The sequence below is a fragment of the Pannonibacter sp. XCT-53 genome (assembly GCF_009915765.1).
Classification (GTDB): domain Bacteria; phylum Pseudomonadota; class Alphaproteobacteria; order Rhizobiales; family Stappiaceae; genus Pannonibacter; species Pannonibacter tanglangensis.
Map to the genome: position 1 here is coordinate 474,771 of NZ_JAABLQ010000002.1, position 26,507 is coordinate 501,277.

Below are 26,507 nucleotides of genomic sequence, written 5' to 3' on the forward strand. Positions count from 1 at the left end.
CCTGATAAGTAATATCACCTAAGTTTGGCTCTGGCGGGGGTGCTCTTTGTTGAGTGTCCGCTGAGAGAGGAAGGAAATTCCTCCTGGGTCAGCTAAGGGGAATAAAAATACGGCTGCCTGATCCCGAGGACAGCAACAACAGGAAAAGTGGAAGGAGCATTCCATGGGTTTCGGATTGATGCGGTCGGCGCTGCTGCGCCGGACGACTGCCGCCTTGCTCGCCAGCGCTGCGCTGGCGCTGACGTTTGCGCCGGCTGAGGCCAAGACCTTGCGCTGGGCGCGTGTCGGCGACGCGCTGACACTGGATCCGCATTCGGCCAACGAAGGCCCCACCTCGACCCTGCTGCATCACATCTACGAGACGCTGGTCACCCGCGCCAACGACGGCAGCCTGCAGCCCGGTCTGGCCACCGAGTGGAGCATCGACCCGCTCGACCCGACCGTCTGGGTGTTCAAGCTGCGTGAGGGCGTGAAGTTCCACGACGGCGCCGCGATGACGGCCGAGGACGTGGTTGCCTCGCTCGAGCGCGTCCGCAAGGAAACCTCGGACTTCAAGGGCCTGCATACCGAAGTCGTCAGCGCGGAAGCCGTCGGCGACTACACCGTGCGCGTGAAGATGAGCGGCCCGTCCCCGCTCTACGTCCAGAACCTGACCAACTTCTTCATCATGGACAAGGGCTGGATCGCGACGCATGGCGTCGAGATGCCGCAGGACCGCAAGAACGCGGAAGAGAAGTACACCGTCCGCAACGCCAACGGCACCGGCCCCTACAAGGTCGTGTCGCGCGATCCGGAAGTGCGCACCGTGCTGCAGTACTTCGACGGCCACTGGGACACCAAGCCGGAAGTGACCGAAATCGTCTACACCCCGATCAAGGAAGCCGCGACGCGCGTCGCCGCCCTGCTGTCGGGTGAGGTGGACTTCGTCCAGGACGTGCCGGTGCAGGACATCTCGCGCCTGCAGAGCACGGCGGGCGTTGCCGTCACCACCGGCCCGGAAAACCGTTCGATCTTCTTCGGTTACGACCAGGGTTCGGACAAGCTGCGTTCGGCCAACACGCCGGACAACCCCTTCAAGAAGCCGCAGGTGCGTGAGGCGCTTCACCTCGCCATGGACCGCGACGCGATCATGAAGGTCGTGATGCGCGGCCAGTCCCTGCCGGCCGGCGTCGCCATGCCGCCCTTCGTGAACGGCTGGTCGCCGGAACTCGACGCCTATCCGAAGCCGGACTACGACAAGGCCAAGGCGCTGCTCGCCGAAGCCGGGTATCCGGAAGGCTTCTCGGTTGACCTGAACTGCCCGAACGACCGCTACCTGAACGACGAGGCCATCTGCCAGGCCTATGTCGGCATGCTCGGCCGCATCGGCATCAAGGCCAACCTCGTGTCGCAGTCGCGCACGCTGCACTTCCCGCTGATCCAGAAGTTCGAGACCGACTTCTACATGCTCGGCTGGGGCGTCCCGACCTTCGACAGCGCCTACGTGTTCGACTTCCTGATCCACTCGCCGGAAGGCGCGCGTGGCGGCTGGAACGCGACCAAGTACCTGAACCCGGAAGTCGATGCGATGATCAAGTCGCTGGCGACCGAGATCGACAACAATGCCCGCAACGCCACCATCGCAAAGATCTGGGACCAGGTGCAGAAGGACCGCGTCCTCCTGCCGGTGCACAACCAGCTCCTCGCCTATGCGACGCGTGACAACATCAGCATTGAGGTCCATCCGGAAAACCAGCCGAAGCTGACGACCGTCAAGTTCAAGTGATCTTGACCTGAATGATGCCGGAGCCCCACGAAGAAGGGGGCTCCGGCTGCTTTTTCCGGGGACTCATCATGATTGCATTCATTCTGAGGCGGCTGGTCCAGTCCGTTCTCGTGATGCTCGTCGTCTCACTGGTTTCCTTCACCATGTTCCGGTACGTCGGCGATCCGATTGCCGCGATCGTCGGGCAGGAAACCTCCATCGCCGACCGCGAGGCGCTTCGCGAGCAGCTTGGCCTCAACGATCCAGTCCTGGTTCAGTTCCTCGGCTTTGTCGGCCGTGCGGTGCAGGGCGATTTCGGCATTTCCTACCGTCTGCAGCAGCCTGTCATGGAGCTGATCCTGTCGCGGCTGCCGGCCACCCTCGAGCTGGCCTTCGTCTCGGGGATCGTGGCCTTCGCGGCCGGCGTCGGGCTCGGCGTCTACACCGCGCTCAACCGCCGCGGCCTCGCCTCCGCAACCATCATGTCGACCTCGCTGATCGGCGTGTCCCTCCCGACCTTCCTCATCGGCGTCTTCCTCATCTGGGTGTTCGCCGTCGAGCTGCAGTGGCTGCCGAGCTTCGGGCGCGGCGAGACCGTGGACCTGGGGGGCTGGACGTCCGGCTTCCTGACCGAGTCCGGCCGGGCCTCGCTGGTGCTGCCGGTGATCACGCTCGGCCTCTACCAGATGACGCTGATCATGCGGCTGGTGCGGGCGGAAATGCTTGAAGTCCTGCGCACGGACTACATCAAGTTCGCGCGGGCCCGCGGCCTGACCAACCGCGCCGTCAACTTCGGCCATGCGCTGAAGAACACGCTGGTTCCGGTGATCACCATCGCCGGCCTGCAGCTCGGCTCGATCATCGCCTTCGCGATCGTCACCGAGACCGTGTTCCAGTGGCCGGGCGTCGGTGCGCTGTTCATCAACTCGGTCCAGTTCGTGGATGTTCCGGTGATGGCGGCCTACCTGCTGCTGATCTCCTTCATCTTCGTGGTGATCAACCTCATCGTGGACCTGCTCTACTACGTCGTTGATCCCCGGCTGCGCGTCGACCGCGCGTCGGCCCGTCACTGAGACGAGGCCCGCGTCATGGACGGCTGCCCGAACGCCACCCCCGAGATCCCTTTTTCCAGCGATGCCCGCCCGCTCCGGTCCCGTCCGGGCCTGGAGCCGGCCGTGGCCACCCCGTTGGGAGGTAACCGATGAACAGCTTCGCCCGCGCGTGGGATAGCGACATTGCCTATTCCTTCCGCCGCTCGCCCGTTGCCATCCTGGCAACGATCGTGTCCCTTGCCATCATCATTCCGGCGGTCCTTGCCCCCTGGATCGCCCCCTATGACCCGTTCAATCCGGCCAGCCTGAACCTGATGGACGGCTTCACGCCGCCGGGCGAGCCCAATGCCTTCACCGGCAATGTCTATCTGCTCGGCACCGACAACCAGGGCCGTGACATCCTGTCCGCAATCCTCTACGGCGCGCGGATCTCGCTGTTCGTCGGCTTCTCGGCGGTGCTGTTCGGCATGATCCTCGGCATCAGCCTCGGTCTCCTCGCCGGCTGGCGCGGCGGCTGGGTCGACAGCCTGCTGATGCGCATTGCCGACGTGCAGATGTCCTTCCCCTCGATCCTGATCGCGCTGCTCATCTTCGGTGTCGCCCGCGGCTTCATCCCGCAGGACATGCGCGAGGATCTGGCGATCTGGGTGCTGATCGTCTCGATCGGCCTGTCGGAGTGGGTGCCCTTCGCCCGCGTCGTGCGCGGCTCCACCATGGTGGAGAAGAACAAGGAATACGTGCAGGCCGCGCGCGTCATCGGCGTGCATCCGACCCGCATCGTGGTCTCCCACATCCTGCCGAACGTGCTGGGACCGGTGCTTGTCATCGCGACCATCCACCTGGCGCTGGCGATCATCGCCGAGGCGACCCTGTCCTTCCTCGGCGTCGGCGTGCCGCCGACCCAGCCCTCGCTGGGCACCCTGATCCGCATCGGCCAGGGCTTCCTGTTCTCCGGCGAGTGGTGGATCCTGCTGTTCCCGTCGATTGCCCTCCTGGCGCTGGCGCTCTCGGTCAACCTGCTCGGTGACTGGCTGCGCGACGCGCTCAACCCGCGCCTGAGGTGAGCCATGGCTGACGTTCTCCTGTCCGTCCGCGATCTGGTCGTGGAGTTTCCCACCCGTCGCGGCACCCTGACCGCCATCAACAAGGTCTCCTTCGACATCCACGCCGGCGAAGTCCTCGGAGTCGTGGGTGAATCCGGGGCCGGCAAGTCGCTGACCGGCGCCGCCATCATCGGCCTGCTCGAACCGCCGGGCCGTGTGGCCGGCGGCGAGATCCGCCTGAAAGGCGAGCGCATCGACAACCTGTCGCCCGAAGGCATGCGCAAGGTTCGCGGCCGCCGCATCGGCATGGTGTTCCAGGATCCGCTGACCAGCCTCAACCCGCTCTACACCATCGCGCAGCAGCTGACGGAGACCATCCTGACGCACATGCCGGTGTCGAAGGCGGAGGCACGCCAGCGGGCGATCGCCCTGCTCGACCGGGTCGGCATTCCGGCCGCGTCCCGCCGCATCGACGACTATCCGCATCACTTCTCCGGCGGCATGCGCCAGCGCGTGGTGATTGCCCTGGCGCTTGCGGCCGAGCCGGAACTCGTCATCGCCGACGAGCCGACAACGGCGCTGGATGTGTCGGTGCAGGCGCAGATCATCGATCTCATCAAGGAGATGTGCAGCGAGCGCGGGGCAGCCGTCATGCTGATCACCCACGACATGGGCGTGATCGCCGAGACGGCCGACCGGGTGGCGGTGCTCTACGCCGGGCGCCTGGCCGAGATCGGCCCGGTGCATGACGTGATCACCCGCGCCGAGCACCCCTACACCCGCGGCCTGATGGGGTCGATCCCGACCCTGACGCAGGAAACCGACCGGCTGGTGCAGATCCCCGGTGCGATGCCGCGTCTCAACGCCATCCCGAAGGGCTGCGCCTTCAACCCGCGCTGCGCGGACGTGTTCGGCCGCTGCCACACCGAACGGCCTGATCCGATCGACCGCCCCGGCGGACGGCAGGTGGCCTGCTGGCTGTACAAGAAGGAGATGAGCCATGTCTGACGCCCTGATCCGCGTCGAGAACCTGTGGCGGCGCTTCGACGTCTCCAAGCCCTGGCTGAACCGCGTCATCGAGCGGGAGGAGCGTCAGTTCCTGACCGCCGTGGCCGATGTGAACTTCGAGATCCGCAAGGGCGAGACCTTTGCGCTCGTGGGCGAATCCGGCTCGGGCAAGTCCACCATCGCCAAGATGGTGGTGGGGCTGATCCCGGTGTCCTCCGGCCGCATCCTGTTCGACGGCACCCCCGTCACGGGAACGACGGGCGCCGACATGCGCGCCATTCGCCGGCGGTTCCAGATGATCTTCCAGGATCCCTTCGCCAGCCTCAACCCGCGCTGGCGCGTGGGCGACATCATCGCCGAGCCGATCCATACCTTCGGCCTGGCGAGCGGGGCGGATGCGGCCAACCAGGTCGGCAAGCTGCTCGACACGGTGGGCCTGTCGGCGAAGGATGCGGAGAAGTATCCGCACGAGTTCTCCGGTGGCCAGCGCCAGCGCATCGCCATCGCGCGCGCGCTGTCGTCGCGGCCGGAGTTCATCGTCTGCGACGAGCCGACCTCGGCGCTGGACGTGTCCGTGCAGGCGCAGATCCTCAACCTGATGCGCGACCTGCAGGATGAGCTGGGGCTGACCTACCTGTTCATCAGCCACGACCTGTCGGTGGTCCGCCACATGGCCAACCGGATCGGCGTGCTCTATCTCGGCCGCCTCGTCGAGGTGTCGGAGGGCAAGTCGCTGTTCCGCCAGCCGCAGCATCCCTACACGCGCATGCTGCTCGACGCGGTGCCGGACCTTGCCATGTCGGGCCGGCGGCGCAAGCCGGTGGAGGGCGAGATCCCGAACCCGATCAACCCGCCCTCCGGCTGCGCCTTCCATCCGCGCTGCCCGGTCGCCATGGACCGCTGCAAGGTCGAGGCGCCGAAGGATCGCGACACGCCGATCGGCCGCGCCGCCTGCTTCGCCCTCGAGATGCAGCCGGCCTGACCGGCGGCTGATTGCTGAACACGAAAGGCCCCGCCGGGCGAACCGGCGGGGCCTTTTTTCTTTGACCGAAGCGGGTTCCAGTGTTCGGTGCGGCACTACGCCTTGGCCGACATGACGAGGGTGAGCACGGTCTGTGCTGTGCCATGCAGCTTGCACGCCTCTCCCCCTTGAGGGGGAGATGTCTGCGTCAGCAGACAGAGGGGGGTGTGCAGCATCGCGGCAAGGGAACCGCTTTCTTGTGATCCGAGAGGTCGGTTACCCCACTCTGCCCCCTGACGGGGGCATCTCCCCCTCAAGGGGGGAGAGGGGACGGCGGCAAGGGAGGGCCTTCTGGACCGGTCAGCCGTCAGTGGCTGCGGGTGGCGCCGCCGTCGATGCGGATCATGCTGCCGGTGACGTAGCCGGCCCGTTCCGAGGCGAGGAAAGCGACCATGTCGGCGAATTCCTCCGGGCGGCCGTAACGGCCCATCGGGATCGACTCGGCCGAGGCCTTTGCGGTTTCCTCGACGGTCTTGCCGCTGCGCCTGGCGGCGGCGGCGTCCAGTTCGTCGATGCGGGTGGTGTGGATGCGGCCGGGCAGGACCACGTTGACGGTGACGCCGTCGCGGGCAACCTCGGACGCCAGCGTCTTTGACCAGCCGACGACGGCGGAGCGGATGCCGTTCGACAGCGCCAGATTGGGGATCGGCAGTTCGACGCCCGACGAGGCAATGGTGATGACGCGGCCCCATTTCCTTGCCTGCATCGCCGGGATCAGCCGGCCGCTCAGGTGGAAGAGGTTGGCGGCCATTGCCTCGAACTGGGCGATCCAGAGCGCGCGGTCGGTGGTGAGTGCGGGGCCCGGGGGCGGGCCGCCGATGTTGTTGACGAGGATGTCGACGCCGCCTTCCGCGAGCAGCTTGTCGAGCGCCGCGTCGATGGCAGCGAGGTCGGTCAGGTCGAGCGGCAGGGCGGTGACCTTCGCGCCGGGCAGGGCCGCGGCCCATTCGTCGATGGCCGAGGCCGTGCGGGCGGCGGCGATGACATGCGCGCCTTCACGCGCCAGCACTTCGGCAATGGCGCGGCCGAGGCCGCGGCTCGCGCCCAGCACGAGGGCGCGCTTGCCATTCAGTCCGAGATCCATGGGAGCGGTTCCTTATGCGAGTTCCTTGAGACGGCGGTCGAGACGGGCCATCAGCGTGTCGATTTCAGCGCGGGACAGGGCATCGAGGTTGGCACCGGGCTTGCGCTGCGCCGGGCTCGCGATGATGCCGCGCCTGAACATGATGTACTTGCGGATGGCAAGGCCGGCGCCGGGCTGCTGTTCCATGCGGGCGAGCGGCAGATAGGCATCGAACAGGTCGCGGGCGCGCTCCATGTCCCCCTTGGCGTGGTGCTCGACCACGGAGACCATCATCTCCGGATAGGCAAAGCCGGTCATCGCGCCATCGGCGCCGCGTTCCATCTCCTCCGGCAGGAAGACGCCGCCGTTGCCGCAGAGGATCGAGATGCGGCGGTTCAGCGTGCCGTCCTTGCGCAGCGCCGTGATCTTGGCCAGGCCCGGCCAGTCCTCGTGCTTCAGGCAGACGGCGGTGGGCAGGCTGTTGAAGATGCGGGCAAGCGCGGGAACGGCCATCTGCACGCCGGTGGTCAGCGGGAAGTCCTGCACGACGAAGGGCGTGTCGCCGAGGAATTCGGCCACCTGGGTGTAGTAGGTGACGATCTGGTCGTCGGTGCGCAGGGAGCCTGGAGGGGCGACCATGACGCCGGCCGCGCCGGCATCCATCACCCGGCGGGTGAGGTCCTGCATCTGGGCGAAGCCCGGCGCGGAGGCGCCGACGACGACCGGCACGCGGCCGTTCACGCGCTTCAGGATGCGGGCGACGATGGTCGAGGACTCGTCCGTCGTCAGCTTCGGGGCTTCGCCCATGATGCCGAGGACGGTGAGGCCCGTCGCGCCGGCGTCGAGGTAGAAGTCGACCATGCGGTCGCAGCTGTCGAAGTCGATCTCGCCGCTGTCGGTGAAGGGGGTGGCGGCAATGACATAGACGCCACGGGCCGTTTCAGTCAGTCGGGTCATTTTCAGGCTTCCGGTTCAGGATCAGGAACAACGGGCAAGGGCGATGCGGCCAATGGCCATGGCGGTGGCCGCCTGGCACGGGTCGACCACCGGTATCCCGAGGGTGTTTTCAAGGTCAAGGCGATAGCTTGCCATGCCGGCACAGCCGAGGATCAGCACATCGGCGCTGTCATCGTCGCGCAGACGCGTGCCGATCTCGGTGAGCCGGGCAAAGGTGCGGGCCCTGTCGGAGAGCTCGGCAACGCCGAGGTCAATGGGACGGTCGGCCGCCAGCCGGTCGAGAAGGCCCATCGCGCCGAGGGTCTTGATGTGGCGGGCCACGGAACCGCGCTTGATCGACAGGATGCCGAAGCGCTGGCCGAGCGTCAGCGCGGTCAGATAGGCGCTCTCGCCGATGCCGAGCACGGGCTTGCGGCTCTGCTCGCGCAGGGCGGCAAGGCCGGGATCGGAGAAGCAGGCAACGACGAAGGCGGAGGCGCCGTCTTCCAGCGCGCGGGCCTGGGCGAGCAGCGGCAGCACGACCCCGTCGACATGCGCCTGGGTCTCGATGCCGGCCGGGCCTTCGGCGAGCAGGTGGCAGCGGATCTCCACCGGGCTGACGGCGCGCATCGGGTCGATGGCGGCATCGATTCCGTCGGTGACCACGCGCGACGAGTTGGGATTGAGGATATGCAGCGTCATGCGACGGTCTCCGGCATGGCGGGGCGCGGGGTGCCCCAGAAATGGGCGGGCAGGGCCAGATCGGCGCGGGCGCCGATGCGGTCGATCATGGCCTCGGCCTCGCGGTTGGCGTCAGCGATGATCGCGTCCTCGCTCACCTTCAGCGGCTTGCCACCCGAAAGGCAGAGTTCACCACCGACGATGACCGTGTCCACATCATTGCCATTGGCGAAGCACACGAGGCGGTGAACAACCATGTTGGCGGGGGCCAGATGCGGGCGGTCGAGGTTGACGGTGATGATGTCGGCGCGCTTGCCGGGCTCGAGCGAGCCGATCTCGGCCTCCATGCCGACGGCGCGCGCGGCGTCGATGGTGACCATCTCCAGCGCCTTGCCCTGCGGCAGGACGAGCGGATCACGGAAATGGCGGCGATGATAGTGCATGGCCTGCTGCATGTGGCGGAACATGTCGCCGGAGCGGTCCGGGGCGGTCGCATCCGACGCGATGGCAACCGTAGCACCGGCCTGCATCAGTTCGATGGCAGGGCAGCGGCCAAGGATCGAGGCAATGGCCGAGGGATTGTGGGCGATCCGGCTGTCGGTCGCCGCGACGATGGCGATTTCCTCGTCCGTCAGGTTGGTGGCGTGGGACAGCAGCGCATCCGGGCCGAGGAGGCCAAGTGCCTCGGCGCGCAGGACCGCGCCCCGGGTGTAGCCATCCTGGGTGAAGAGAACCCCGGCCTCGCGCGACAGGGCCCGGGTGCGCTGTGCCTGAGCGCAGGCGTCCGCAAAGTCGGCCGCTGACATCTTGTCCGCATGCTCGTCGCGCAGCACCGGATAGATCAGGGCCAGCCGGATGCGGCCGTCACCCGCGCCGTGCCAGCGGGCCAGCAAGGTTTGCGAGGTGGCGAGCTGGGTGGCGAAGTCGATGGATTTCGGATCCCGGTCGCCGTTGGCATAGAGGCGCGGATGCGGGGCGCGGGTCGGCCCGACGGCGACGATGGAGCGGGTGCCGACCTCCAGCACGCCCTCGATGTGGGCGCTGCCATAGACGGGATCGTCGCTGCGCAGGATCGTGTCACCGCCGCCCAGCAGCGAGACGCCGGTGGTGACGCCGAAGCGCAGTCGCTCGAGCGCGGCCAGCCGCGCCTCGGCATACCAGAATTCCGGCGTCGAGCCCGTGGTGTAGACCTCGCCGCAGATCTCCTCCCAGCGGTCGCCGCCATCCATGGCCATGGTCTTGATCAGGCCGTGGCCGGCATGGGCGTGGGCGTCGATGAAGCCGGGCAGGACGGCCTTGCCCGCGGTGTCGATGATCCGCTCCGCCGTCCAGGTCGCGGCGATGTCCGCCGCTGGACCGACGGCCAGGATCCGGCCATCCTTGATCGCGACGGCACCGTTCTCGATGATCTGGCGGGCCGGGTCCATCGGGATGACCCAGCCGCCGGTCAGGATCAGGTCGGCCTCGCTGCCCCCGGTCATGGTCCTGCTCATGCCGGCGCTCCGTCTTCCGGCAGCAGCGGCAGGGTGGCCGGGTCGATCACGCCGTCCTCGGGCATGATGAAGCCGGGGTGCGCGCCGCGCAGCGCTATGGTGCGGATCGGGTTGTAGAGCGTGAGCCAGGGCGGGTCGCGCTGCAGCTCGGCATAGGCCTCTTCGAGGATGTGCTGGCGGCGGCGATCATCGGTCTCGGTGCGCGCGGCGTCGATCAGGCGCTCCACGGCCGGGTTGCGGTAGCCCTCCCACCAGGCGCCGGCAACGCGGCTGTCGATCTTCTCGTAGAGGATGCGGAAGGTGGAGAGGGGACTGGAATCGAAGACGCAGAGATCACGGATCTCCTTGCGCCGCACCATGTGGGCATAGGCCTCGCGGTCGGTGTGGTAGTGGACGTCAAGCCGCACGCCGAGCGGGGCCAGTTCACTTCCCAGGATCGCGGTCAGCCGCTCGGCTTCATCGGGCAGGCGCGTCGGGCAATCGACGGCGAGCGTCAGCCCGTCGGCGTGGCCGGCCTCCGCCAGCAGCGCCTGGGCCCTTGCCAGATCCGGCCCCTCGACCGGCGCGCGCCCGGCGCCGAAATGCAGGGGACTGACGAAGCCGTTGAGGGGCGTGGCCGCATCGGGCACCACCTCGCGGATGATGCGGGTGCGGTCGATGGCCAGCGACAGGGCGCGCCGCACCCTTGCGTCGGCCAGCGGGCCTTTGGCGGCATTGAGCAGATAGATGATGCAGACGGGGATCGTGAAGCGCTTGAACTGCACGCCCGCCGGAGGCCTGGCATTGACCAGCGGCTGCGGAATGGAATTGGCGAGCGCGGCCCGGCCATCGGCCACCATGGCCAGCCGGCGCACGGGATCCGCCTCCAGCCGGAAGCGCAGGGTCGCGTTTTTCGCCGGCGTTCCGAACCAGTCGGGATTGCGGCGGGCGATCACCTCGCCCTCGCCGATGCTCTCGCAGATGTAGGCGCCGGTGCCGCAGATCGCGGTGCGGTCCCCGGCATCCAGACGCGGGAAGGCCGAAGGCGCGACGATGAAGCCCTGCACCAGCACATCGAGAAGGTCGGCCATCGGGCGCGCAAGATGCACGGTCAGGATCTGGCCCTCGGCGTGAAGGCGTGCCCCGCCGAGATATTGCCGCCAGACAGCGGGCGAGCCCAGCGTGTAGCCCTTGTCCTCGCGGGCCATGCGGTCCAGCGAGGCGGCGACGACCGCCGCGTCGCAGGGGCTGCCATCGTGAAAGCGGACGCCGGGGCGGATGATGAAGGTCCAGGTGCGCGCATCCGGCTCCACGGACCAGGTCTCGGCCAGATGCGGGACATAGCCTGTGTCCGTGCGGCGGACCAGCGTGTCGTAGAAGGCCTGATAGAGGGTCAGCTCGTCGTTGGCATCGGTGCAGTCGTGCGGGTCGCCGAGCGGCAGGCGGGGAAGGGCGATGGTCGTGGTCATGTCAGGCTCTGTCGCGATCCGGTTCGTCGGTGAGATGGCAGGCAACCTCGGCGCCCCCGCCGACGGGCTTCAGGGTTGGCCGCTCGAGGCGGCAGCGCTCGAAGGCGAGCGGGCAGCGGGTGCGGAAGCAGCAGCCCGAGGGCAGGTCGAGGGCCGAGGGCACCTCGCCCTTCAGCTCGATCTCCGGCCGGCTGCGGGTCTTCTCGATGGAGGGCGCGGCCGAGAGCAGCGCCCGCGTGTAGGGATGGCGCGGGGCGGAGAAGATGTGCTCGCGCGGGCCGGTCTCGACGAGGAAGCCAAGATACATGACGCCGACGCGGTCGGCGATGTGATGCACCACCGACAGGTCATGGCTGATGAAGAGATAGGCGAGCCCGAACTCGTCGCGCAGGTCCATCATCAGGTTGAGGATCTGCGCCTGGATCGACACGTCGAGGGCGGAGACCGGCTCGTCGGCGATGATGAGGCCCGGGTTGACCGACAGCGCCCGGGCGATGCCGATGCGCTGGCGCTGGCCGCCGGAGAACTGGTGCGGATAGCGGCCGGCGTGTTCGGTGTTGAGGCCGACCTTGGCCAGCAGCGCCAGCGTGCGCTCGGCCACCTCGCGGCGGGCCGCGGCGCCGGTCGTCTGTTCCAGAAGCGGTTCGGCGACGATGTCGCGGACGCGCTGGCGCGGGTTCAGCGAGGCGTAAGGGTCCTGGAAGATCATCTGCATGCGCGAGCGCACGGGCAAAAGCTCGCGGACGCCATAGCCGGCGATGTCCTCGCCCTCGATGCGGATCGTGCCGCCGGTCGGGCGGTAGATGCGGGCGATGGTCTTGGCGACGGTGGACTTGCCGCAACCGGACTCGCCCACCAGCGCCATCACCTCGCCCCTGGCGATGCGGAAGCTGACGCCGTTGACGGCCTTCACCCGCTTGTCGGGGAAGGAGAGGCGCCCCTTGTCGAAGCGCATGCGCTCTAGCAGCGAGCCGCCGAGCCGGAATTCCTGGGTGAGGTTCTCGACCTCGAGCATCGCCGTCATCGGCTGTCTCCCTCGGTCAGGGGAAAGTGGCAGGCATGGGCGCGGTCGCCCTGAACGACCAGCTCCGGCACCCGCTCGCCGCACAGGGCCTCAGCGCGGAAGCAGCGGTCCTTGAAGCTGCAGCCCTTCGGCAGCTTGCGGATGTCCGGCACCGCGCCGGGGATCTGCTTCAGCCGCGGCTGGCGATGGGCCGGGTCGGGAATGGAATCGATCAGGCCGCGCGTGTAGGGATGCGCCGGCCGGCGGATGACGTCATCGGTCGGGCCGCGTTCCACCACCTTGCCGCAGTAGAGGACCGTGATGTGGTCCGCCATCTCGGAAACGACGGCAAGGTCATGGGTGACGAGGATCATCGCCGTGCCGTTGTCGCGGATCTGCCGGCGCATGAGCTTCAGGATCTGCGCCTGGATCGTGACGTCGAGCGCCGTGGTCGGCTCGTCGGCGATGACAAGCTTCGGCCGGGCCAGCATGGCGATGGCAATGACGACGCGCTGGCGCATGCCGCCGGAGAACTGGTGCGGATAGGCCGACAGACGGTCGGCCGCACGGGAAATGCCGACGCTTTCCAGCATCTCGATGCAGCGGGCGCGGCGCGCGGCCGCGTCCAGACCGGTGTGCAGCTGCAGCATCTCGTCCATCTGCCGGCCGACCGTGTGCAGCGGATTGAGCGAGGTCATCGGGTCCTGGAACACCATGGCGATGTCCCGGCCCCGGATCTGGCGCAGCTCGGCCTCGGACAGGCCGGCAAGGTTGCGGCCCTCGAACAGGATGCGGCCATCCTCGATGCGGCCCGGCGGGTCGATCAGGCCGAGGATCGAGAAGCCGACGACCGACTTGCCGCCGCCGCTCTCGCCGACGAGCCCCATGATCTCGCCGGGGCGGAGGGCAAAGCTGACGCCATCGACGGCCTTCACCGTGCCGGAGAAGGTGTGGAACCAGGTGCGCAGCCCTTCGACGGCCAGCAGCGGGGCGCCGGTCCTTGCGGGGATCTCGCCATGTGTCTCTTTGGGGGAGACCGCTTCAAGTGCAGGTGTTGCGGTCATTTCAGCCTCGGATTGAGCTCGTCGCGCAGGAAGTCGCCGAACAGGTTGATGCCGAAGACAAGGGCCATGATGACGATGCCGGGGAAGACGGAGGTCCACCACAGGCCGGAGAACAGCACGTCGAAGCCGTTCTTGATCAGGAGGCCGAGCGAGGGTTCGGTGATCGGCACGCCGACGCCGAGGAAGGACAGGCTGGCCTCGATCAGGATGAAGGTGCCGACCTGGACGGTTGCCACCACGATCAGCGGCGTCATGACATTGGGCAGGATGTGGCGGCGGATGATCTTGCCGTCGCGCAGGCCGGCGACGCGGGCGGCCTGGATGTATTCCTTCTGCACCTCGGACAGGGTCGAGCCGCGAACCGTGCGGGCATAGACGACCCAGCCGACGGCGGTGAGCGAGATCAGCACCTTGTCGATGCCCGTGCCGAAGGCCGACATCAGGAACAGGGCGATGAGCATCGAGGGAAACGACAGCTGGATGTCGGCGATGCGCATGATGACCGCATCGAGCCGGCCGCCGTAGAAGCCGGCGAGCAGCCCCAGGGTGGTGCCGATGACGCAGGACATGGCCATGGCGCTGAGGCCGATCAGCACCGACACGCGGGTGCCATAGAGGATGCCGGCCAGCACGTCGCGGCCCTGGCCGTCGGTGCCGAAGGGAAAGCGGGCCTCGCCGCCCTCCAGCCACATGGGCGGCTTGAAGGCATCCATCAGGTCGAGCTGGGCGATGTCGTAGGGGTTCTGCGCCACCATCAGCGGTCCGGCGACGACGATCAGCGCGAAGACGACCAGGATCAGGCTGCCGGCGATGGCGGAGGCATTGCGCTTGTAGTTGTGAACGAATTCGGAGGAGAGGAAGCCCGCTGCCATGTCATTTCACCGTGATGCGCGGGTCGATCCACGTGTAGATGATGTCGACCAGGAAGTTGATGACGACGAAGAGCACGGCCACGAGCATCAGGTAGACGACGATGACGGGCCGGTCGGCGCGGTAGATGGAATCGATCAGCAGCTTGCCGAGGCCCGGCCAGGCGAAGATCGTTTCCGTGATGGTGGCGAAGGCGATCAGGTCGCCGAGCTGCAGGCCGAAGATGGTGACGACCGGGATCATGGCATTGCGCAGGCCGTGGCCGTAGAGCATGCCGCGCCGCGACACGCCCTTGGCCCTTGCGAACTTGATATAGTCCTGGCGCATCACCTCCATCATGCCGGCGCGCGTCATGCGCAGGATGATGGCCATGGTGCCGAGCGACAGGGTGAGGGCGGGCAGAAGGATGTGATGCCAGCCGTCACCGGTCAGGAGCGAGGTGCGGAACCAGCCGAGATCGACCGTGTCGCCCCGGCCGGAGGAGGGGAACATCTGCCACTGCACGGCGAGCAGGAAGATCAGCATCATGCCGACCCAGAAGCTGGGCAGCGAGATGCCGAGGAGCGAGGCCGACATGATCGCCCGCGAGCTGGCGCGGTTCGGATTGGCCCCGGCGTAGACGCCGAGCGGAATGGCGACGACGGCAGCCAGGACGATGGCGACCAGCACGATCTCGAAGGTGGCCGGCAGACGCTCGAGGATCAGGTCCAGCGCGGGCTGGCGATAGACATAGGAGCGGCCGAAGTCCCCCTGCAGGATGCCTTTCAGGAAGATGAGATATTGCTCGAGCAGCGAGCGGTTCAGACCGAGGATTTCCCGCGCCTGGGCAATCTCGGCTTCGGTGGAGTCGATCGGGATGACCATGAACACCGGATCACCGGTGAAGCTCATCATCAGGAACACGATCACCGAGACGATCCACAGCACGAAGATCATCTGCAACAGACGTTTGATGGTGTAGCCAAGCACGCGCCAGTTCCTTCATCCGGCAGGGCGCCGGGAGGGCAGGGAAGGGCAGGAAGGGGGCAGGAGGCGTGTGGAGCCGCCTCCTGCCGGACCGGACAAGCCTGACGCGGCTTAGTCCTTCACGTCGAGCTCGTAGGCCCAGATGAACTTGTCGGTCCGGGGCTTGAAGTCGACGCCGTTGCGGACGGCGTAGATGTCCTGCTCGTAGTGGACCGGGATCATCGGGATGTCCTTGAGGAGAAGCTCGGTCACCTTCTGCAGGTGGGCGTCACGCTCCTCGACGCGCGGGGTGCTGTCGGCCTTGTCGATGAGGGCATCCACCTCCGGATTGGAGTAGGAGCCGCGGTTGACCTGGCCGTAGCCTTCCTTCTTGCCGCGGCTGTAGAACATGACGCTGTACATGGAACCGGCGTCGCCCGAGGGCACGTCCCAGCCGGACATGATGAAGCTGGAGTTGTCGGACGGCACGCGGATGTAGCCGAAGAAGTTGGACTTCGGCATCAGGTTCAGCTTCACCGTGACGTTGATCTTGGCGAGCATCGAGGCCAGCGCCTGGGCGATCTGGGCATCGTTGACATAGCGGTTGTTGGTGGCGTCCAGCGTCAGCGTGAAGCCGTTCGGGTAGCCGGCCTCGGCCATCAGCGCCTTGGCCTTCTCCACGTCGAAGGGATACATCTGGCGGAAGTCGGCGCCGTCGAGATGGCCGATGTGGCTCGCCGGCACATACTGGGCCGAGGGCGTCGACAGGCCGTTCATGATGGCGCGCGACAGGGTGGTGACGTCGATGGCGCGGGCCATCGCCTCGCGCACGCGCTGGTCCGTCATCGGGTTCTTGCCCTCGATGGTCGGGCTCTTCTCGCGCATGTCGAGGGCCAGCACCAGGTTCAGGAGGCTCGGACGGGTCACGACCTCGAAGCCTTCGGTTTCCTTGACGCGGGCGACGTCGCGCACGGCCAGATCCTGCACGATGTCCAGCTCGCCGGTCAGGAGCGCCGCCGTGCGGGTGGCCGGGTTGGTGATCGGACGGAAGGTGACCTTGTCGACCTTGGCTTCGCCCATGTAGTAGCCGTCGAAGGCTTCCAGGACGATGCGGTCTTCCTTGACCCACTCGCCGAGCTTGTAGGGGCCGGTGCCGACGGGCTGGATGTCGATGGCGTCGCCGACCTTCTTCACATGGTCTTCCGACATGATCAGGATCGCGGCCAGATCATTGGGCAGGGCCGCATAGGGGCGGAAGGTCTTGATCTCGACCGTGCGGTCGTCGATGGCGCGGAAGCTCTCGATGTTGGCGGCAAGGTTCGCCATCAGCGACTTCTTCAGGCGCTCGAGCGTGAAGACCACGTCGGAGGCCTTCAGCGTGTCACCGTCATGGAACTTCACGCCGTCGCGCAGGGTGAAGACCCAGGTCGTGTCATCGGCCAGCTTCCAGCTCTCGGCGAGGCCCGGACCGAACTCCAGATCCGCGCTGCGGCGCACCAGCGGATCGTAGAGGTGGTAGTACATGATGTTGGAGCTGAGCTCCTCGCCGGCCTGCGGGTCCATGTGGACGGCGTCCGACGTCAGGCCGATGGTGATGTCCTTGGCGAGGGCGCCCGAGCTGGCGAGCGCGATCATGGCGGCGGAGGCAAGCAGCCTCCGGATGTTGGCATTGATGGTCATTGGCTGATCTCCACTGGTGGGTGCGGGGCGGTTGGTGCCCTCGTTCTGGGTCTGGCGGGGGCCAGGTGCCCGGCCCGCGCGGGGCCGGGGCAAACGCAAGGCGTCAGGCGAGAACCGACTGGATCTCGATCTGGTAACCTTCCGGATCGTTGAAGACGAAGGCGCGGATGCCGAGCGAGGGGCTGTCCTTCGGGGCGCTGAGGCCGGTGACGTTGCAGCTCGCGGCCCAGGCATGCCAGGCGTCGACATCGCTCACCCGCAGGCAGACCTGCACCGGCTTCGGGTCGGCGGCGCGATGCGAGCCGCGGGTCTCGTCGACGAGGCCGACATGGGCGGTTCCGCCGAGGCGGTAGATCTTCGACCAGCCCTGATCAATGGCCAGCTCGACGCCGAGCACATGCTCGTAGAAGGCCATCGCCCGGGGCAGGTCGCGGTAATACAGAAAGGTCACGGTCAGCAGCGGGTCGCCCTCGGGGCGCCGCACGGCAGTCGGTTCGGTCATGGAGGGGAAGTCTCCCGCTTGAATGCATGCCGATGGTATACCGTCAGAATGCAGAGTCAACGGGCAACTGTGATCACAGCGCCGAAATGCGCCGGCTCAGGGTCTGGGGTTGCGGCGGGATCAGTAGAGGCGGTGGATCGAGGCGAGAATCGACTCGCGCACATTGTCGAGATGGCGGCGCATGCCGGCCTCGGCCCGGGCAGGGTCGCGGGCGAGGATGGCGTCCAGGATCTCGATATGCTCGTTGAGGCCGGGCTCGAACCGGTCCGGGATGAAGCCCTTGTCGAAGATCCGGGTCTTCTGCTTCAGGTTCTGCACCAGGTCGGCGAGCAGCTTGGACCCGGCAATCCGGGCGATCGTGGTGTGGAACTCCTCGTCCAGATCCGCGTGTTCGGAGATCGACGAGCGGCCGCGCTGCAACAGCTGTTCGGTGCGGGCGCGCAGCGACAGGATGGCCTCGACCGGCACGTGGACCGAGGCAGCCTGACGGGCGGTCTCGCACTCGAGCAGGCGGCGAACGTGAAGGATTTCAATGATTTCCGAGATGGAGATCTTGTTGACGACCGGCACGCCGCCCTGGGCGCGCGTGACGAGGCCTTCCGAGACCAGCCGGGCGATTGCCTCGCGCACCGGCGTGCGCGACACGCCGAGACGGTCGGCAAAGGGCTTTTCCTGCAGCCGGGTGCCTGCCGACAGCTCGCCGCTGACGATCATGCGGCGCAGTTGCTCGTAGGTGCTTTCGCCAAGCGTCTGGGTCTGGTCCTGCAGTGTCATTCGTCGCCTTCCGGCTTGCTTGCCCAAGTTCGGCCTTGCGTCCGGCTGCCGGACGCGCCCAAGTGTTTACGTCAAGCGCGCCCGCTGTTGAAGGCGGAACGTGACTTTCCGTCGCGTTTTCATACGTTTCACCGGCCGTCATGGATCCGGGTGTCGCGGATCGGACCGCCTGCGGCTGCGGCTCCGGTCCGGGGTGATGCGCAGGCAAACGCGCCGTTGTCATCTACGGTATACACTGTGTATATCAGATCGACAACAAACGGGGACATGAGGCATGACCGATATGGGCACCGGCACGGGCTTTGATCTTGTCATTCGCGGCGGGGAGATCGTCACGGCGCAGGCGCGCTTCTCCGGCGACATCGCCATCCGGGACGGCCGCATCGCCGCGCTGGGCAGCGGCCTGGCGCAAGGGCGCAAGGAAATCGACGCCAGCGGGCTTCTGGTCATGCCGGGCGGCGTCGACACCCACTGCCACATCGAGCAGCTGTCGGGCGCCGGCATCATGAACGCCGACACGTTCGAGACGGCCACCCGCTCGGCGGCCTTCGGCGGCACCACCACGACCGTGTCCTTCGCCGCGCAGCATCCGGGCATGTCGCTCGCCAGGGTCATGGCCGACTACACGGTGCTGGCCGACCGCGGAGCGCTGATCGACCACGCCTATCACATCATCGTCGCCGACATTTCCGGCACGAACCTCGACGAGCTGGCGGCGCTGATGCGCGCCGGGCACCGCTCGGCCAAGATCTTCACGACCTATGACAAGGTGCGCCTCGACGACCTGTCGATCCTGAAGGTGCTGGACACGGCGCGCGACAATGGCGCGCTGGTCTGCTTCCACGCCGAGAACGACGGGCTGATCCGCTGGTCGGTAGAAAAGCTGCTGGCCGCCGGGCTGACCGCGCCGCGCTACCATGCGCCGTCGCATCCGCGCCTTGCCGAGCTGGAGGCGCTGGAGCGCATGTGCCGCTTCGCCGAGGCGACCGGCCAGCCGGTGATGCTGTTCCACATCTCCACCCGCGAGGGCGTCGAGATCGTGCGCGCGGCGCGGGGACGTGGGGCGCCGGTCTTTGCCGAGACCTGCACGCATTACCTGTTCATGACCGAAGAGGTGCTGGACCAGCCGGGCATGGCAGGGGCCGCCGTGATGTGCAGCCCGCCGCAGCGCCAGCCGGCTGATCAGGAGGCGCTCTGGGCCGGCCTGCAGCGCGGCGACCTGCAGCTCGTCACCTCGGACCACGCCCCCTATCGCATGGACGCGAGCGGCAAGTTCGCCAATGGCGAGACCGCGCCCTTCAACCGCATCGCCAATGGCCTGCCGGGGCTGGAGGTGCGGCTGCCGCTGATGTTCGACGCCATGGTGTCGAAGGGGCGGCTGGGACCGGAGAAGTTCGTCGAGGTCACCTCGACCGCGCCCGCGCGGCTGTTCGGCCTGACGGGCAAGGGCCGGCTCGATCCGGGGGCCGATGCCGACGTGGTGCTGTGGGACCCGGCGGCGCGGCGGGTGTTCGGGACCAACGACCTGCACGACAACTGCGGCTACAACCCTTTCGCCGGCCGGGAGGTCGTCGGCTGGCCGAAGACGGTGATCGCGCGCGGCGAGGTGATCGTCGACGAGGGCCAGCTTGTCGGCACGCCGGGGCGCGGGCGCCGGGTGGTGATGGACGTCAGCCCGGCGATGCGCCCGGTCGCACCCGCGACCTGGACGCCGAAGGCCTGAAGGGCCATGGGCTCAGGTCCGGTGAAAAATCCGGGTGTTTCGCCCGACTGTCATGTCCGGCTCATGAAACGGGACTAGGCAGGCGTCCAGTCAGGTCCGGAGCCAGCCATGTCCCTTTCGTTTGATGCCACCGATGCGTCGCTTGATGCCCTGTTGCCGGGAATGGCCTCGCCCCGCCTGCGCGCGCTGGCGATGGCCGCCCTTGCCGGCGGGGTGATTGCCCGGACGCGCCTGCGCCGGCGGTCGGCCGCTGAAATGGTGCTGAAGGGGCCGCGTGATTACCAGACCGAGGTTGATGTGGCCGTGGAGGCCGAGATCGCCGGGCGTCTGGCTGCCAGTTTCCCCGACCACGCCATCTCCGGAGAGGAACAGGCTGCCGACCGGGCCGGCGTCGAGGGACGGCCGCGCATCCTCATCGATCCCATCGACGGCACCACCAACTATGCCTGGGGCATCCCGCATTTCGGCATCGCGCTGTCGATTGTCGAGGCGGGTGAGGTGACCTGCGGTGTCGTTTTCGACTGCATGCAGGGGGAACTCTTCGCGGGCGAGGCCGGGCAGGGCGCCTATCTCAACGGCGAGCGGCTGGCGGTGGCCCCGGCGGCGGAGCTTGAAAACGCGCTGATCGGCGCGGGCCTTCCCGTGCCGGGACAGGTGAAGAGCGTGCGCGAGGAGACCTACCACGCCGCGCTGCGCCGGGCGATGGCGACGACGGCCGGCGTGCGCCGCCTGGGTTCCGCGTCCCTGTCTGTCAGCTACGTCGCCTGCGGCCGGCTCGACGGGTTCTTCGAGGACGGCCTGTCGCTGCATGACTATGGCGCGGCCGCCCTGCTGGTGCGGGAGGCCGGCGGCGTGATCGGCGGCTTTGCCGGCGGGCCTGTCGGCCCGGCCGGCGATGTGCTGGTGGCAACGCCGTGGCTGGCCGGCTGGCTGCGCGAGGGGCTGGCCGAGTAGCCGGTTCAGCCGGCAAAGGCCGCCGACAGGGCAAGCGCGTCGTCGGTGGTGACCTGGTCCACCTTGAGGGCCAGCAGCCGCTCCACCAGCGGACGGGTGTCCGGGCCGATCTCGCGGATCGTGTAGGCATCGACCTTGCGGCCGGCGTCCTGGAACCGGGCGGCGAGGTTCTCGCCCCGGTCGGCGGCGGCCAGCACCAGACGGTGGTCCAGATAGATCATGGTCGAGCGCGGGCTGGCGGCGAGCGCGTCAGCCACGAAGCGGCGATAGTCGCCGCCCCGAAGCAGATCCAGCATGACCGCGTCATGGCAGGGGTCGTGGCCGATGCCGAGCTCCGGGATCGCCTCGCTCAGCGCGGCAATGGCAACCGGATCGCCGCCAGACAGAAGCATGTGCCTCGCAACAGGGGCCACGTCGCGCACGAAGGCGTCGATGTCGGCGGGCGTGATCGTTGCCGAGGTGTCCTTCATGTCCAGCTGCAGCACCGCGTCGGGATGCGCCGTTTCGCCGGCGACCAGCGCCGCAAGGTCCGACAGCAGCATGACGTTCTGGTCGGTGGCTGCTCCGCTGCCATCGCGCAGGAACAGCTGCCGCAGGGCGTCGGGTTGCGTGTCGCGGACGCGGCCGGAGCCGGTGGTGCTGCGCTCCAGCGTCTCGTCATGCAGCACGGCAAAGCCGCCGCCGGCATGGGCGGTGAGGTCGATCTCCACGCTCGCCCCGAGCCGCATGCCGAGGCTGATGCGCGCCGGGCCGAACTCGGCGTCGAGCGGCTGGATGCGGCCGCGGTGCCACTTCAGCCAGGTGCGGTGTCCGTTCCGCTCCAGCGCCACGGCCGCCCGTGCGGCGGTGAGGCTGATGCCCGTATCGAGGGTGTCGTGTGTGTCGTCAGTCACGATGGATGTCTTCTTTCAGCTGAGCAGTCAGGCGGCGGCCGCTGCCGTTCGGGGTTCGGTGGAGAGCAGCACGCCGTCGCGGTAGAGCAGCACTTCGGCCGGGGTCACCTCCACCCGCTGTCCGGGCGACCAGGCGATGGAGCCCGCGCCATGCGCCTTGATCCGTGTGCCGTCCTCAAGGTCCAGGTCGAGGGTCAGGTGGGTGCCGAAATCGGTGACGCGGTAGACCACCGCATGGCCAGCCCCTTGCGCAGGCCGCACGCCGGTCGCCTCGGGGCGGAAGGCAATCTCCGCCGGTCCGTCGCTGACCTCGGCGGCAAGGGCGAACTCCGGCCGGGTCGAGCGGCCGGCGCGGAACTCGGTCGGCACCAGGTTCATGTGGCCGATGAAGCCGGCAACGAAGCGCGTCGCCGGGCGGCGGTAGAGCGCGGACGGGCGGTCGGTCTGTTCGATGGCGCCGTCCTTCAGCACCACGATGCGGTCGGCGAGCGCCAGTGCCTCGTCCTGGCCGTGGGTGACGAAGAGGGTGGTGATGCCGAGGCGCTGCTGGATGTCGCGGACTTCCTCGCGCAGCCTTTCGCGCAGATGCTGGTCGAGGCTGGCGAAGGGTTCGTCGAGGAGCAGGATCTTCGGCTCCAGCACCAGCGAGCGGGCGATGGCGACGCGCTGCTGCTGACCGCCCGAGAGCTGCCAGACCCGCCGGCTGCCGTAGCCGGCAAGGCCGACCAGCTCCAGCACGGCCTCGACCTTGCTGCGGATCTCGGCGCGCGGCAGGTGCCGCAGCTTCAGGCCGAAGGCGATGTTGGCGAAGACATCCATATGCGACCACAGCGCATGGGACTGGAACACCATGCCGGTGGGCCGGCGTTCCGGCGGCACGGCGGTGACGTCCTCGCCGTCGATGCGGATCGCGCCGCCGCTCGGACCCTCGAAGCCGCCAATCATGCGCAGGATCGTGGACTTGCCCGAGCCGGAGGGGCCGAGAAGGCAGACCAGTTCGCCGTCGGTGACCTCAAGGTCCACCGCCTTCACCACGTCGAGCCCGCCAAAGGACTTGGTCAGTCCGGACAACGTCAGTCGTGCCATGCACCGTCTCCTGTCAAACGCCGAAGCCCCTGGCGAAGCTCTGCGAGCCGATCAGGCGGCGCGAGAACAGCAGCACAAGGAAGGAGGGGACCCAGAGCAGCACGGACAGCACCGCGCCATACTGGATCACCATCTGGTTGTTGATGAAGATGATCATCAGCACCGGCATGGTCTGGAGCATCGGCGCGCCGATCAGCCAGGCGCCCTCGGTCTCGTAGAAGGTGTTGATGAAGGTGAGCAGGATCGCGGCAAAGAGCGTCGGTCCCGCCTGGGGCAGGGTGATCGACCAGAACACGCGCAAGGGTCCGGCACCGGCATCGCGCGCGGCCTCCTCCATCCGCCGGTCGACCGCCTGGAACGCGGCGACGGGCACCCAGATCATCAGCATCAGGGTGTTGACCAGCTGGATCAGCACCACGCCCCAGAAGGTGGCGATCAGCCCGAGGCTGAGGAAGATGCCGGCGACGGCGATCAGGAGGCCGAACTTCGGGAAGGCCTGGGTGGCGAGGAAGGACAGGAGCAGCACCTGGCGGCCGGGGAAGTCCATGCGGGCGAAGGCATAGGCGGCCGGCAGGCAGATCAGCGCGGACAGGAACGTGACCGTTGCCGAGAGGCGCAGGGACAGGAACAGGGCGTTCCAGACATCCTGGCGGGCCAGCGTTGCCTCCCAGTAGCGCAGGCCCACGCTCTGCGGCAGCAAAGCGGGGTAGCGCCAGACCTCGGCGAAGGCCCAGATGGCCACGACGATCAGCGGCACCAGGATGACGAGGGACAGGAGCACGGCAAGGCCGATGCCGGTCCAGTCCGTGTGCGGCCGCGGCCGGGAGACGGGCTGGGGCTGCATCAGCGCACCTCCCGGCTGCGGATGACGGAGCGCACGTAGAAGGCGCCGAACACGGCACAGATGGCAAAGGTGATGACCGCCTGGGTGATGGCCATGCGCGGCTGCATCAGGTCGGCAAAGGTGCGCTGCATGTAGGGGCCCATCAGCTCCGGCGAAGCGGGGCCGAGCACATAGGGCAGGGTGAAGGACGAGAAGATCCCGAGGACCGCAAACGCCAGCGCGACGAGCAGCGCATTGACGATCTGCGGCAGGATGATGTGCAGGAGCAGGTGGCGGGGTCTTGCCCCTGCATCGCGCGCGGCCTCGACCGCATTGTCCGAGACCTGGCCAAGACCGGCCGTCAGCATCAGCACTGTCAGCGGAATGTTGTCCCAGACGAGGCCGATGACCGGCCCCCACGGGGTCAGGTAGGGGCTCGGCAGTTTCGGCAGACCGGCGGCGTTGAGCAGGATGTCGACCATGCCGTTCGGCCCCAGCGTGCGGATGAGTGCATAGGCGAGAATGACCGAGGGCACGAACAGCGGGAAGATGGCCAGCGCCTGCACATAGGCCGAGAGCGGTCCGCGCGAGAAGCGCAGATAGAGGGCGATCGGCAGGCAGATCACCAGGAGGAGCACGGCGCAGACCGCCGTGGTCCAGAAGGTGAGGGCCAGGTTGTTGAGGCTGTAGGGATCGGAGAAGAACGCGACATAGCTGTCGAGCGAGAGCACGAGCCCCTCGTCGGTCCGAAGCGTCAGCGTCGTCACCAGCGCATTGAGGATCGGATAGACAATCAGCCAGCCCAGCAGTCCGACCGGAAAGAGGACGAGGAGGAGGCCGGTTGGCCTCTTCCTCTGGACGGACAGGCGGGCAGGCACCGTGGCACCGGCGACGGTCATCCGGTCAGCCGCGCGTCAGCGTCGGGGCCACATTGCGGTACCAGCCATCGTTGATGGCGGTTGCCCAGTCGCCCGACGGGAACACCGGGATCTCGTTCGGAACGACGGCGGCGTATTTCTCGCGCAGCGCCGGGGCCACATGGTCCCAGGACACGCCCGGGAAGCCGCCGAGGTCGGAAATGATCAGCGACTGGATCTCTTCCGACAGCATGAAGTTGGCGAGCAGCAGGGCGCGGTCGCGCTGGGCGGCGTTGGTCGGGATGGTCATGGCGGAGAAGCCGCCGCAGAAGGCCAGGTCCTTGAGCTGGACCAGACCGGTGGTCTCCGGCAGCACGCCCTGGGCCATGGCCTGCAGCACCTGGTCGGACCAGACCGGGACCATGGTGACGACGCCCTGGCCGAGCATCTGCAACGACTGGCTGTTGCCGCCGGTGTAGGCGCCCTTGTCATAGAGATACGGGGCGAGATCCTTCAGCACCTCCCAGGCCGGCAGCAGCATCCTGTCGCCCGCTTCGGCGGTGTAGTTGGAGATGGTGAAGGCCTTGGGGTCGCGGCCGTTCACCTCATGGATGGCGCGGCGGACGAAATTGCCGCCCGACCCGCCCTTGTCGGGACGGTTGTAGATGAACTGGCCCGGGTTGGCCTTGATCCAGGTGACGAGGTCGGCCCAGGTGGTGGGAGCGTCAGCGGCCTTCAGCTTGGTCGCATCATAGGCGAGCAGCACCTGGCTGCCGCGATAGGGCAGGGAGAAGTCGCTGTCGATCGCGGCCGGGTTGATCTTGCCATAGTTGGCAAGGCCGGCTTCCTTGAAGTTGACCCAGAGGTTGCGGGCGATGCCGTCTGCGGGGAAGCGCGGGTCAAAGGCCTCGAAGATCTCGATCTGCGGATCCGTGCCGGTGGCAAGCGCGGCCAGCGTGCGGTCGGCAATGGCGCGCAGGCCCGCATTGTCGCCGGCGTCGACCATCTTCACCAGGCCGCCATGGGCGGCAGTGAAGCGCGGGAAGACGATGTTGGTCCAGAAGTCGGAGATGTTCTGGTCGGAGCCGGTGTAGACGAAGACGGTGCCATCGGCGGCGAGGGCGAGACGCGGCAGGGCGAGGCCGCCCAGAAGCGTCGTGCCGAGGGTAAGGCTGCTCAGAGACAGGAATTCGCGGCGGTTCATGGTGCTGCTCCCCGGTTGCCGGTGCACGGCGGTTCGAGATGCCGGGGTCTTAGTCTGACTGCGCTGCAGTTTTGTGGACGTGCCGTGACGCTTGGGTGACGGCGGCGTGGACGGACGGCATTCGGCTGCCGCGCAAATGGGCAAAGCCTGCCCAAACATCAGCCAGGAGGGGGTGATCACCTGAGCCGGCCAACCAAACATGGTTAACGAAAATTCATCCTAACACCCTGTTGATATTGAAGAATTGAAAAAACCGGCGGAATTCTGCGGCGTCTGCGGAGCTTGCCTCAAGCTTATCCACAGAGGGGCGGGAGCAGGCCCGTCGAAAGTCGAACTTTTTCAAAATTGTCGATTGACGGATTGGGGTTTGGCCCCCTATAAGCTGGCTCATCGACGGCGGCAACGTCGCTGGCGACGGGGCCTTGCGCTCCGAAATTTCTGGAAAATGCGGCTTGACTGCCGGCGTGAAAACCCGGATAAGGCGGCCTCGTTCTTCGGACGGCTAACCGAGAGATTGGTTAGGTTCTTTGACAATTAGGATTTTGAAGGAAGGGAAGCGTGGCCGGCGTTGTTCTTGCGCGGCTGGGTCTCGAGAGGGGCCTGGCGCGGAGCAAGAGTTACGGCAGGTACGCTACTTTCT

Annotated in this window: 24 protein-coding genes; 7 read left to right on the forward strand and 17 right to left on the reverse strand. The window is 67.3% G+C overall.

All coding sequences use genetic code 11. The annotated features are described in order from the left end of the window. The first annotated feature begins 163 nt into the window (after window positions 1-163). From GWI72_RS16900 to GWI72_RS16920, 5 genes are all read left to right on the forward strand, one after another. Window positions 164-1,765: an ABC transporter substrate-binding protein gene (locus tag GWI72_RS16900; protein ID WP_244314372.1), complete on the forward strand. Its 1,602-nt coding sequence runs from the start codon at window positions 164-166 to the stop codon at window positions 1,763-1,765. A gap of 68 nt (window positions 1,766-1,833) precedes the next feature. Beyond that, complete coding sequence (locus tag GWI72_RS16905) at window positions 1,834-2,817, forward strand: ABC transporter permease (RefSeq protein ID WP_161677065.1); 984 nt, start codon at window positions 1,834-1,836, stop codon at window positions 2,815-2,817. Window positions 2,818-2,945: 128 nt separating this feature from the next. Beyond that, entirely contained in the window at window positions 2,946-3,860 is a 915-nt protein-coding gene (locus GWI72_RS16910; protein WP_161709422.1) for an ABC transporter permease, read from the forward strand. Window positions 3,861-3,863: 3 nt separating this feature from the next. After that, a complete protein-coding gene (locus GWI72_RS16915) occupies window positions 3,864-4,847 on the forward strand; it encodes an ABC transporter ATP-binding protein (RefSeq protein WP_161677063.1) in 984 nt (327 codons plus the stop codon). Continuing rightward, window positions 4,840-5,829 (forward strand): ABC transporter ATP-binding protein, encoded by a 990-nt coding sequence (locus GWI72_RS16920; RefSeq protein WP_161677062.1) that lies wholly within the window; start codon window positions 4,840-4,842, stop codon window positions 5,827-5,829. The genes GWI72_RS16915 and GWI72_RS16920 overlap by 8 nt, the downstream gene beginning before the upstream one ends. 346 nt (window positions 5,830-6,175) lie before the next feature. On the opposite strand, the gene GWI72_RS16925 is transcribed toward GWI72_RS16920, so the two are convergent. The 12 genes from GWI72_RS16925 to GWI72_RS16980 all read right to left on the reverse strand — a co-directional run bounded on the left by GWI72_RS16925 (window position 6,176) and on the right by GWI72_RS16980 (window position 18,327). Then, on the reverse strand, window positions 6,176-6,952 hold the full coding sequence (locus GWI72_RS16925) for an SDR family oxidoreductase (protein WP_161709423.1): 777 nt from the start codon (window positions 6,950-6,952) through the stop codon (window positions 6,176-6,178). A 12-nt stretch (window positions 6,953-6,964) separates the two neighbouring features. Next, a complete protein-coding gene (locus GWI72_RS16930) occupies window positions 6,965-7,888 on the reverse strand; it encodes a dihydrodipicolinate synthase family protein (RefSeq protein ID WP_161709424.1) in 924 nt (307 codons plus the stop codon). Window positions 7,889-7,909: 21 nt separating this feature from the next. After that, window positions 7,910-8,569 carry an aspartate/glutamate racemase family protein gene (locus GWI72_RS16935; RefSeq protein WP_161677059.1) on the reverse strand — a complete coding sequence of 220 codons (660 nt, stop codon included), beginning with the start codon at window positions 8,567-8,569 and terminating at the stop codon, window positions 7,910-7,912. Further along, a complete protein-coding gene (locus tag GWI72_RS16940) occupies window positions 8,566-10,041 on the reverse strand; it encodes an amidohydrolase family protein (RefSeq protein ID WP_244314373.1) in 1,476 nt (491 codons plus the stop codon). The genes GWI72_RS16935 and GWI72_RS16940 overlap by 4 nt, the downstream gene beginning before the upstream one ends. Continuing rightward, on the reverse strand, window positions 10,038-11,489 hold the full coding sequence (locus GWI72_RS16945) for an ABC transporter substrate-binding protein (protein ID WP_161709425.1): 1,452 nt from the start codon (window positions 11,487-11,489) through the stop codon (window positions 10,038-10,040). The genes GWI72_RS16940 and GWI72_RS16945 overlap by 4 nt, the downstream gene beginning before the upstream one ends. A gap of 1 nt (window position 11,490) precedes the next feature. After that, window positions 11,491-12,513 (reverse strand): ABC transporter ATP-binding protein, encoded by a 1,023-nt coding sequence (locus GWI72_RS16950; RefSeq protein WP_161677057.1) that lies wholly within the window; start codon window positions 12,511-12,513, stop codon window positions 11,491-11,493. Next, window positions 12,510-13,556, reverse strand: coding sequence for an ABC transporter ATP-binding protein (locus tag GWI72_RS16955; protein ID WP_161709426.1), 1,047 nt, complete (start codon window positions 13,554-13,556; stop codon window positions 12,510-12,512). The genes GWI72_RS16950 and GWI72_RS16955 overlap by 4 nt, the downstream gene beginning before the upstream one ends. Next, window positions 13,553-14,428 carry an ABC transporter permease gene (locus GWI72_RS16960; RefSeq protein WP_161677055.1) on the reverse strand — a complete coding sequence of 292 codons (876 nt, stop codon included), beginning with the start codon at window positions 14,426-14,428 and terminating at the stop codon, window positions 13,553-13,555. Before GWI72_RS16960 ends, GWI72_RS16955 begins: the two co-directional genes overlap by 4 nt. Before the next feature lies 1 nt (window position 14,429). Continuing rightward, window positions 14,430-15,395 (reverse strand): ABC transporter permease subunit, encoded by a 966-nt coding sequence (locus GWI72_RS16965; RefSeq protein WP_161709427.1) that lies wholly within the window; start codon window positions 15,393-15,395, stop codon window positions 14,430-14,432. Window positions 15,396-15,503: 108 nt separating this feature from the next. Continuing rightward, window positions 15,504-17,051, reverse strand: coding sequence for an ABC transporter substrate-binding protein (locus GWI72_RS16970; RefSeq protein ID WP_161709428.1), 1,548 nt, complete (start codon window positions 17,049-17,051; stop codon window positions 15,504-15,506). Window positions 17,052-17,154: 103 nt separating this feature from the next. Further along, window positions 17,155-17,553, reverse strand: coding sequence for a VOC family protein (locus tag GWI72_RS16975; RefSeq protein WP_161677052.1), 399 nt, complete (start codon window positions 17,551-17,553; stop codon window positions 17,155-17,157). Between the two features lie 120 nt (window positions 17,554-17,673). Further along, window positions 17,674-18,327: a GntR family transcriptional regulator gene (locus tag GWI72_RS16980; RefSeq protein ID WP_161709429.1), complete on the reverse strand. Its 654-nt coding sequence runs from the start codon at window positions 18,325-18,327 to the stop codon at window positions 17,674-17,676. Window positions 18,328-18,601: 274 nt separating this feature from the next. Between GWI72_RS16980 and hydA the strand changes: the two genes are divergently transcribed. Both hydA and GWI72_RS16990 read left to right on the forward strand, forming a co-directional pair. Further along, window positions 18,602-20,050, forward strand: a complete 1,449-nt coding sequence (hydA, locus tag GWI72_RS16985; RefSeq protein ID WP_244314374.1) for a dihydropyrimidinase — start codon at window positions 18,602-18,604, stop codon at window positions 20,048-20,050. A 108-nt stretch (window positions 20,051-20,158) separates the two neighbouring features. Then, window positions 20,159-21,004, forward strand: a complete 846-nt coding sequence (locus tag GWI72_RS16990; protein ID WP_390806838.1) for an inositol monophosphatase family protein — start codon at window positions 20,159-20,161, stop codon at window positions 21,002-21,004. A gap of 5 nt (window positions 21,005-21,009) precedes the next feature. Here the strand turns inward: GWI72_RS16990 and GWI72_RS16995 are convergent, their stop codons facing one another. The 5 genes from GWI72_RS16995 to GWI72_RS17015 are packed head-to-tail and all read right to left on the reverse strand — an operon-like array spanning window position 21,010 to window position 25,867. Next, window positions 21,010-21,897 (reverse strand): glycerophosphodiester phosphodiesterase, encoded by an 888-nt coding sequence (locus GWI72_RS16995; RefSeq protein WP_348272706.1) that lies wholly within the window; start codon window positions 21,895-21,897, stop codon window positions 21,010-21,012. A gap of 27 nt (window positions 21,898-21,924) precedes the next feature. Then, the gene (locus tag GWI72_RS17000) at window positions 21,925-22,983 is read right to left on the reverse strand and encodes an ABC transporter ATP-binding protein (protein WP_161677049.1); all 1,059 of its coding nucleotides are present in this window, start codon (window positions 22,981-22,983) and stop codon (window positions 21,925-21,927) included. Window positions 22,984-22,996: 13 nt separating this feature from the next. Next, complete coding sequence (locus GWI72_RS17005; RefSeq protein ID WP_161709430.1) at window positions 22,997-23,827, reverse strand: ABC transporter permease; 831 nt, start codon at window positions 23,825-23,827, stop codon at window positions 22,997-22,999. Next, a complete protein-coding gene (locus GWI72_RS17010) occupies window positions 23,827-24,705 on the reverse strand; it encodes an ABC transporter permease (RefSeq protein ID WP_161709431.1) in 879 nt (292 codons plus the stop codon). The genes GWI72_RS17005 and GWI72_RS17010 overlap by 1 nt, the downstream gene beginning before the upstream one ends. Window positions 24,706-24,709: 4 nt before the next feature. Further along, on the reverse strand, window positions 24,710-25,867 hold the full coding sequence (locus tag GWI72_RS17015; RefSeq protein ID WP_161709432.1) for an extracellular solute-binding protein: 1,158 nt from the start codon (window positions 25,865-25,867) through the stop codon (window positions 24,710-24,712). Window positions 25,868-26,507: the final 640 nt, after the last annotated feature.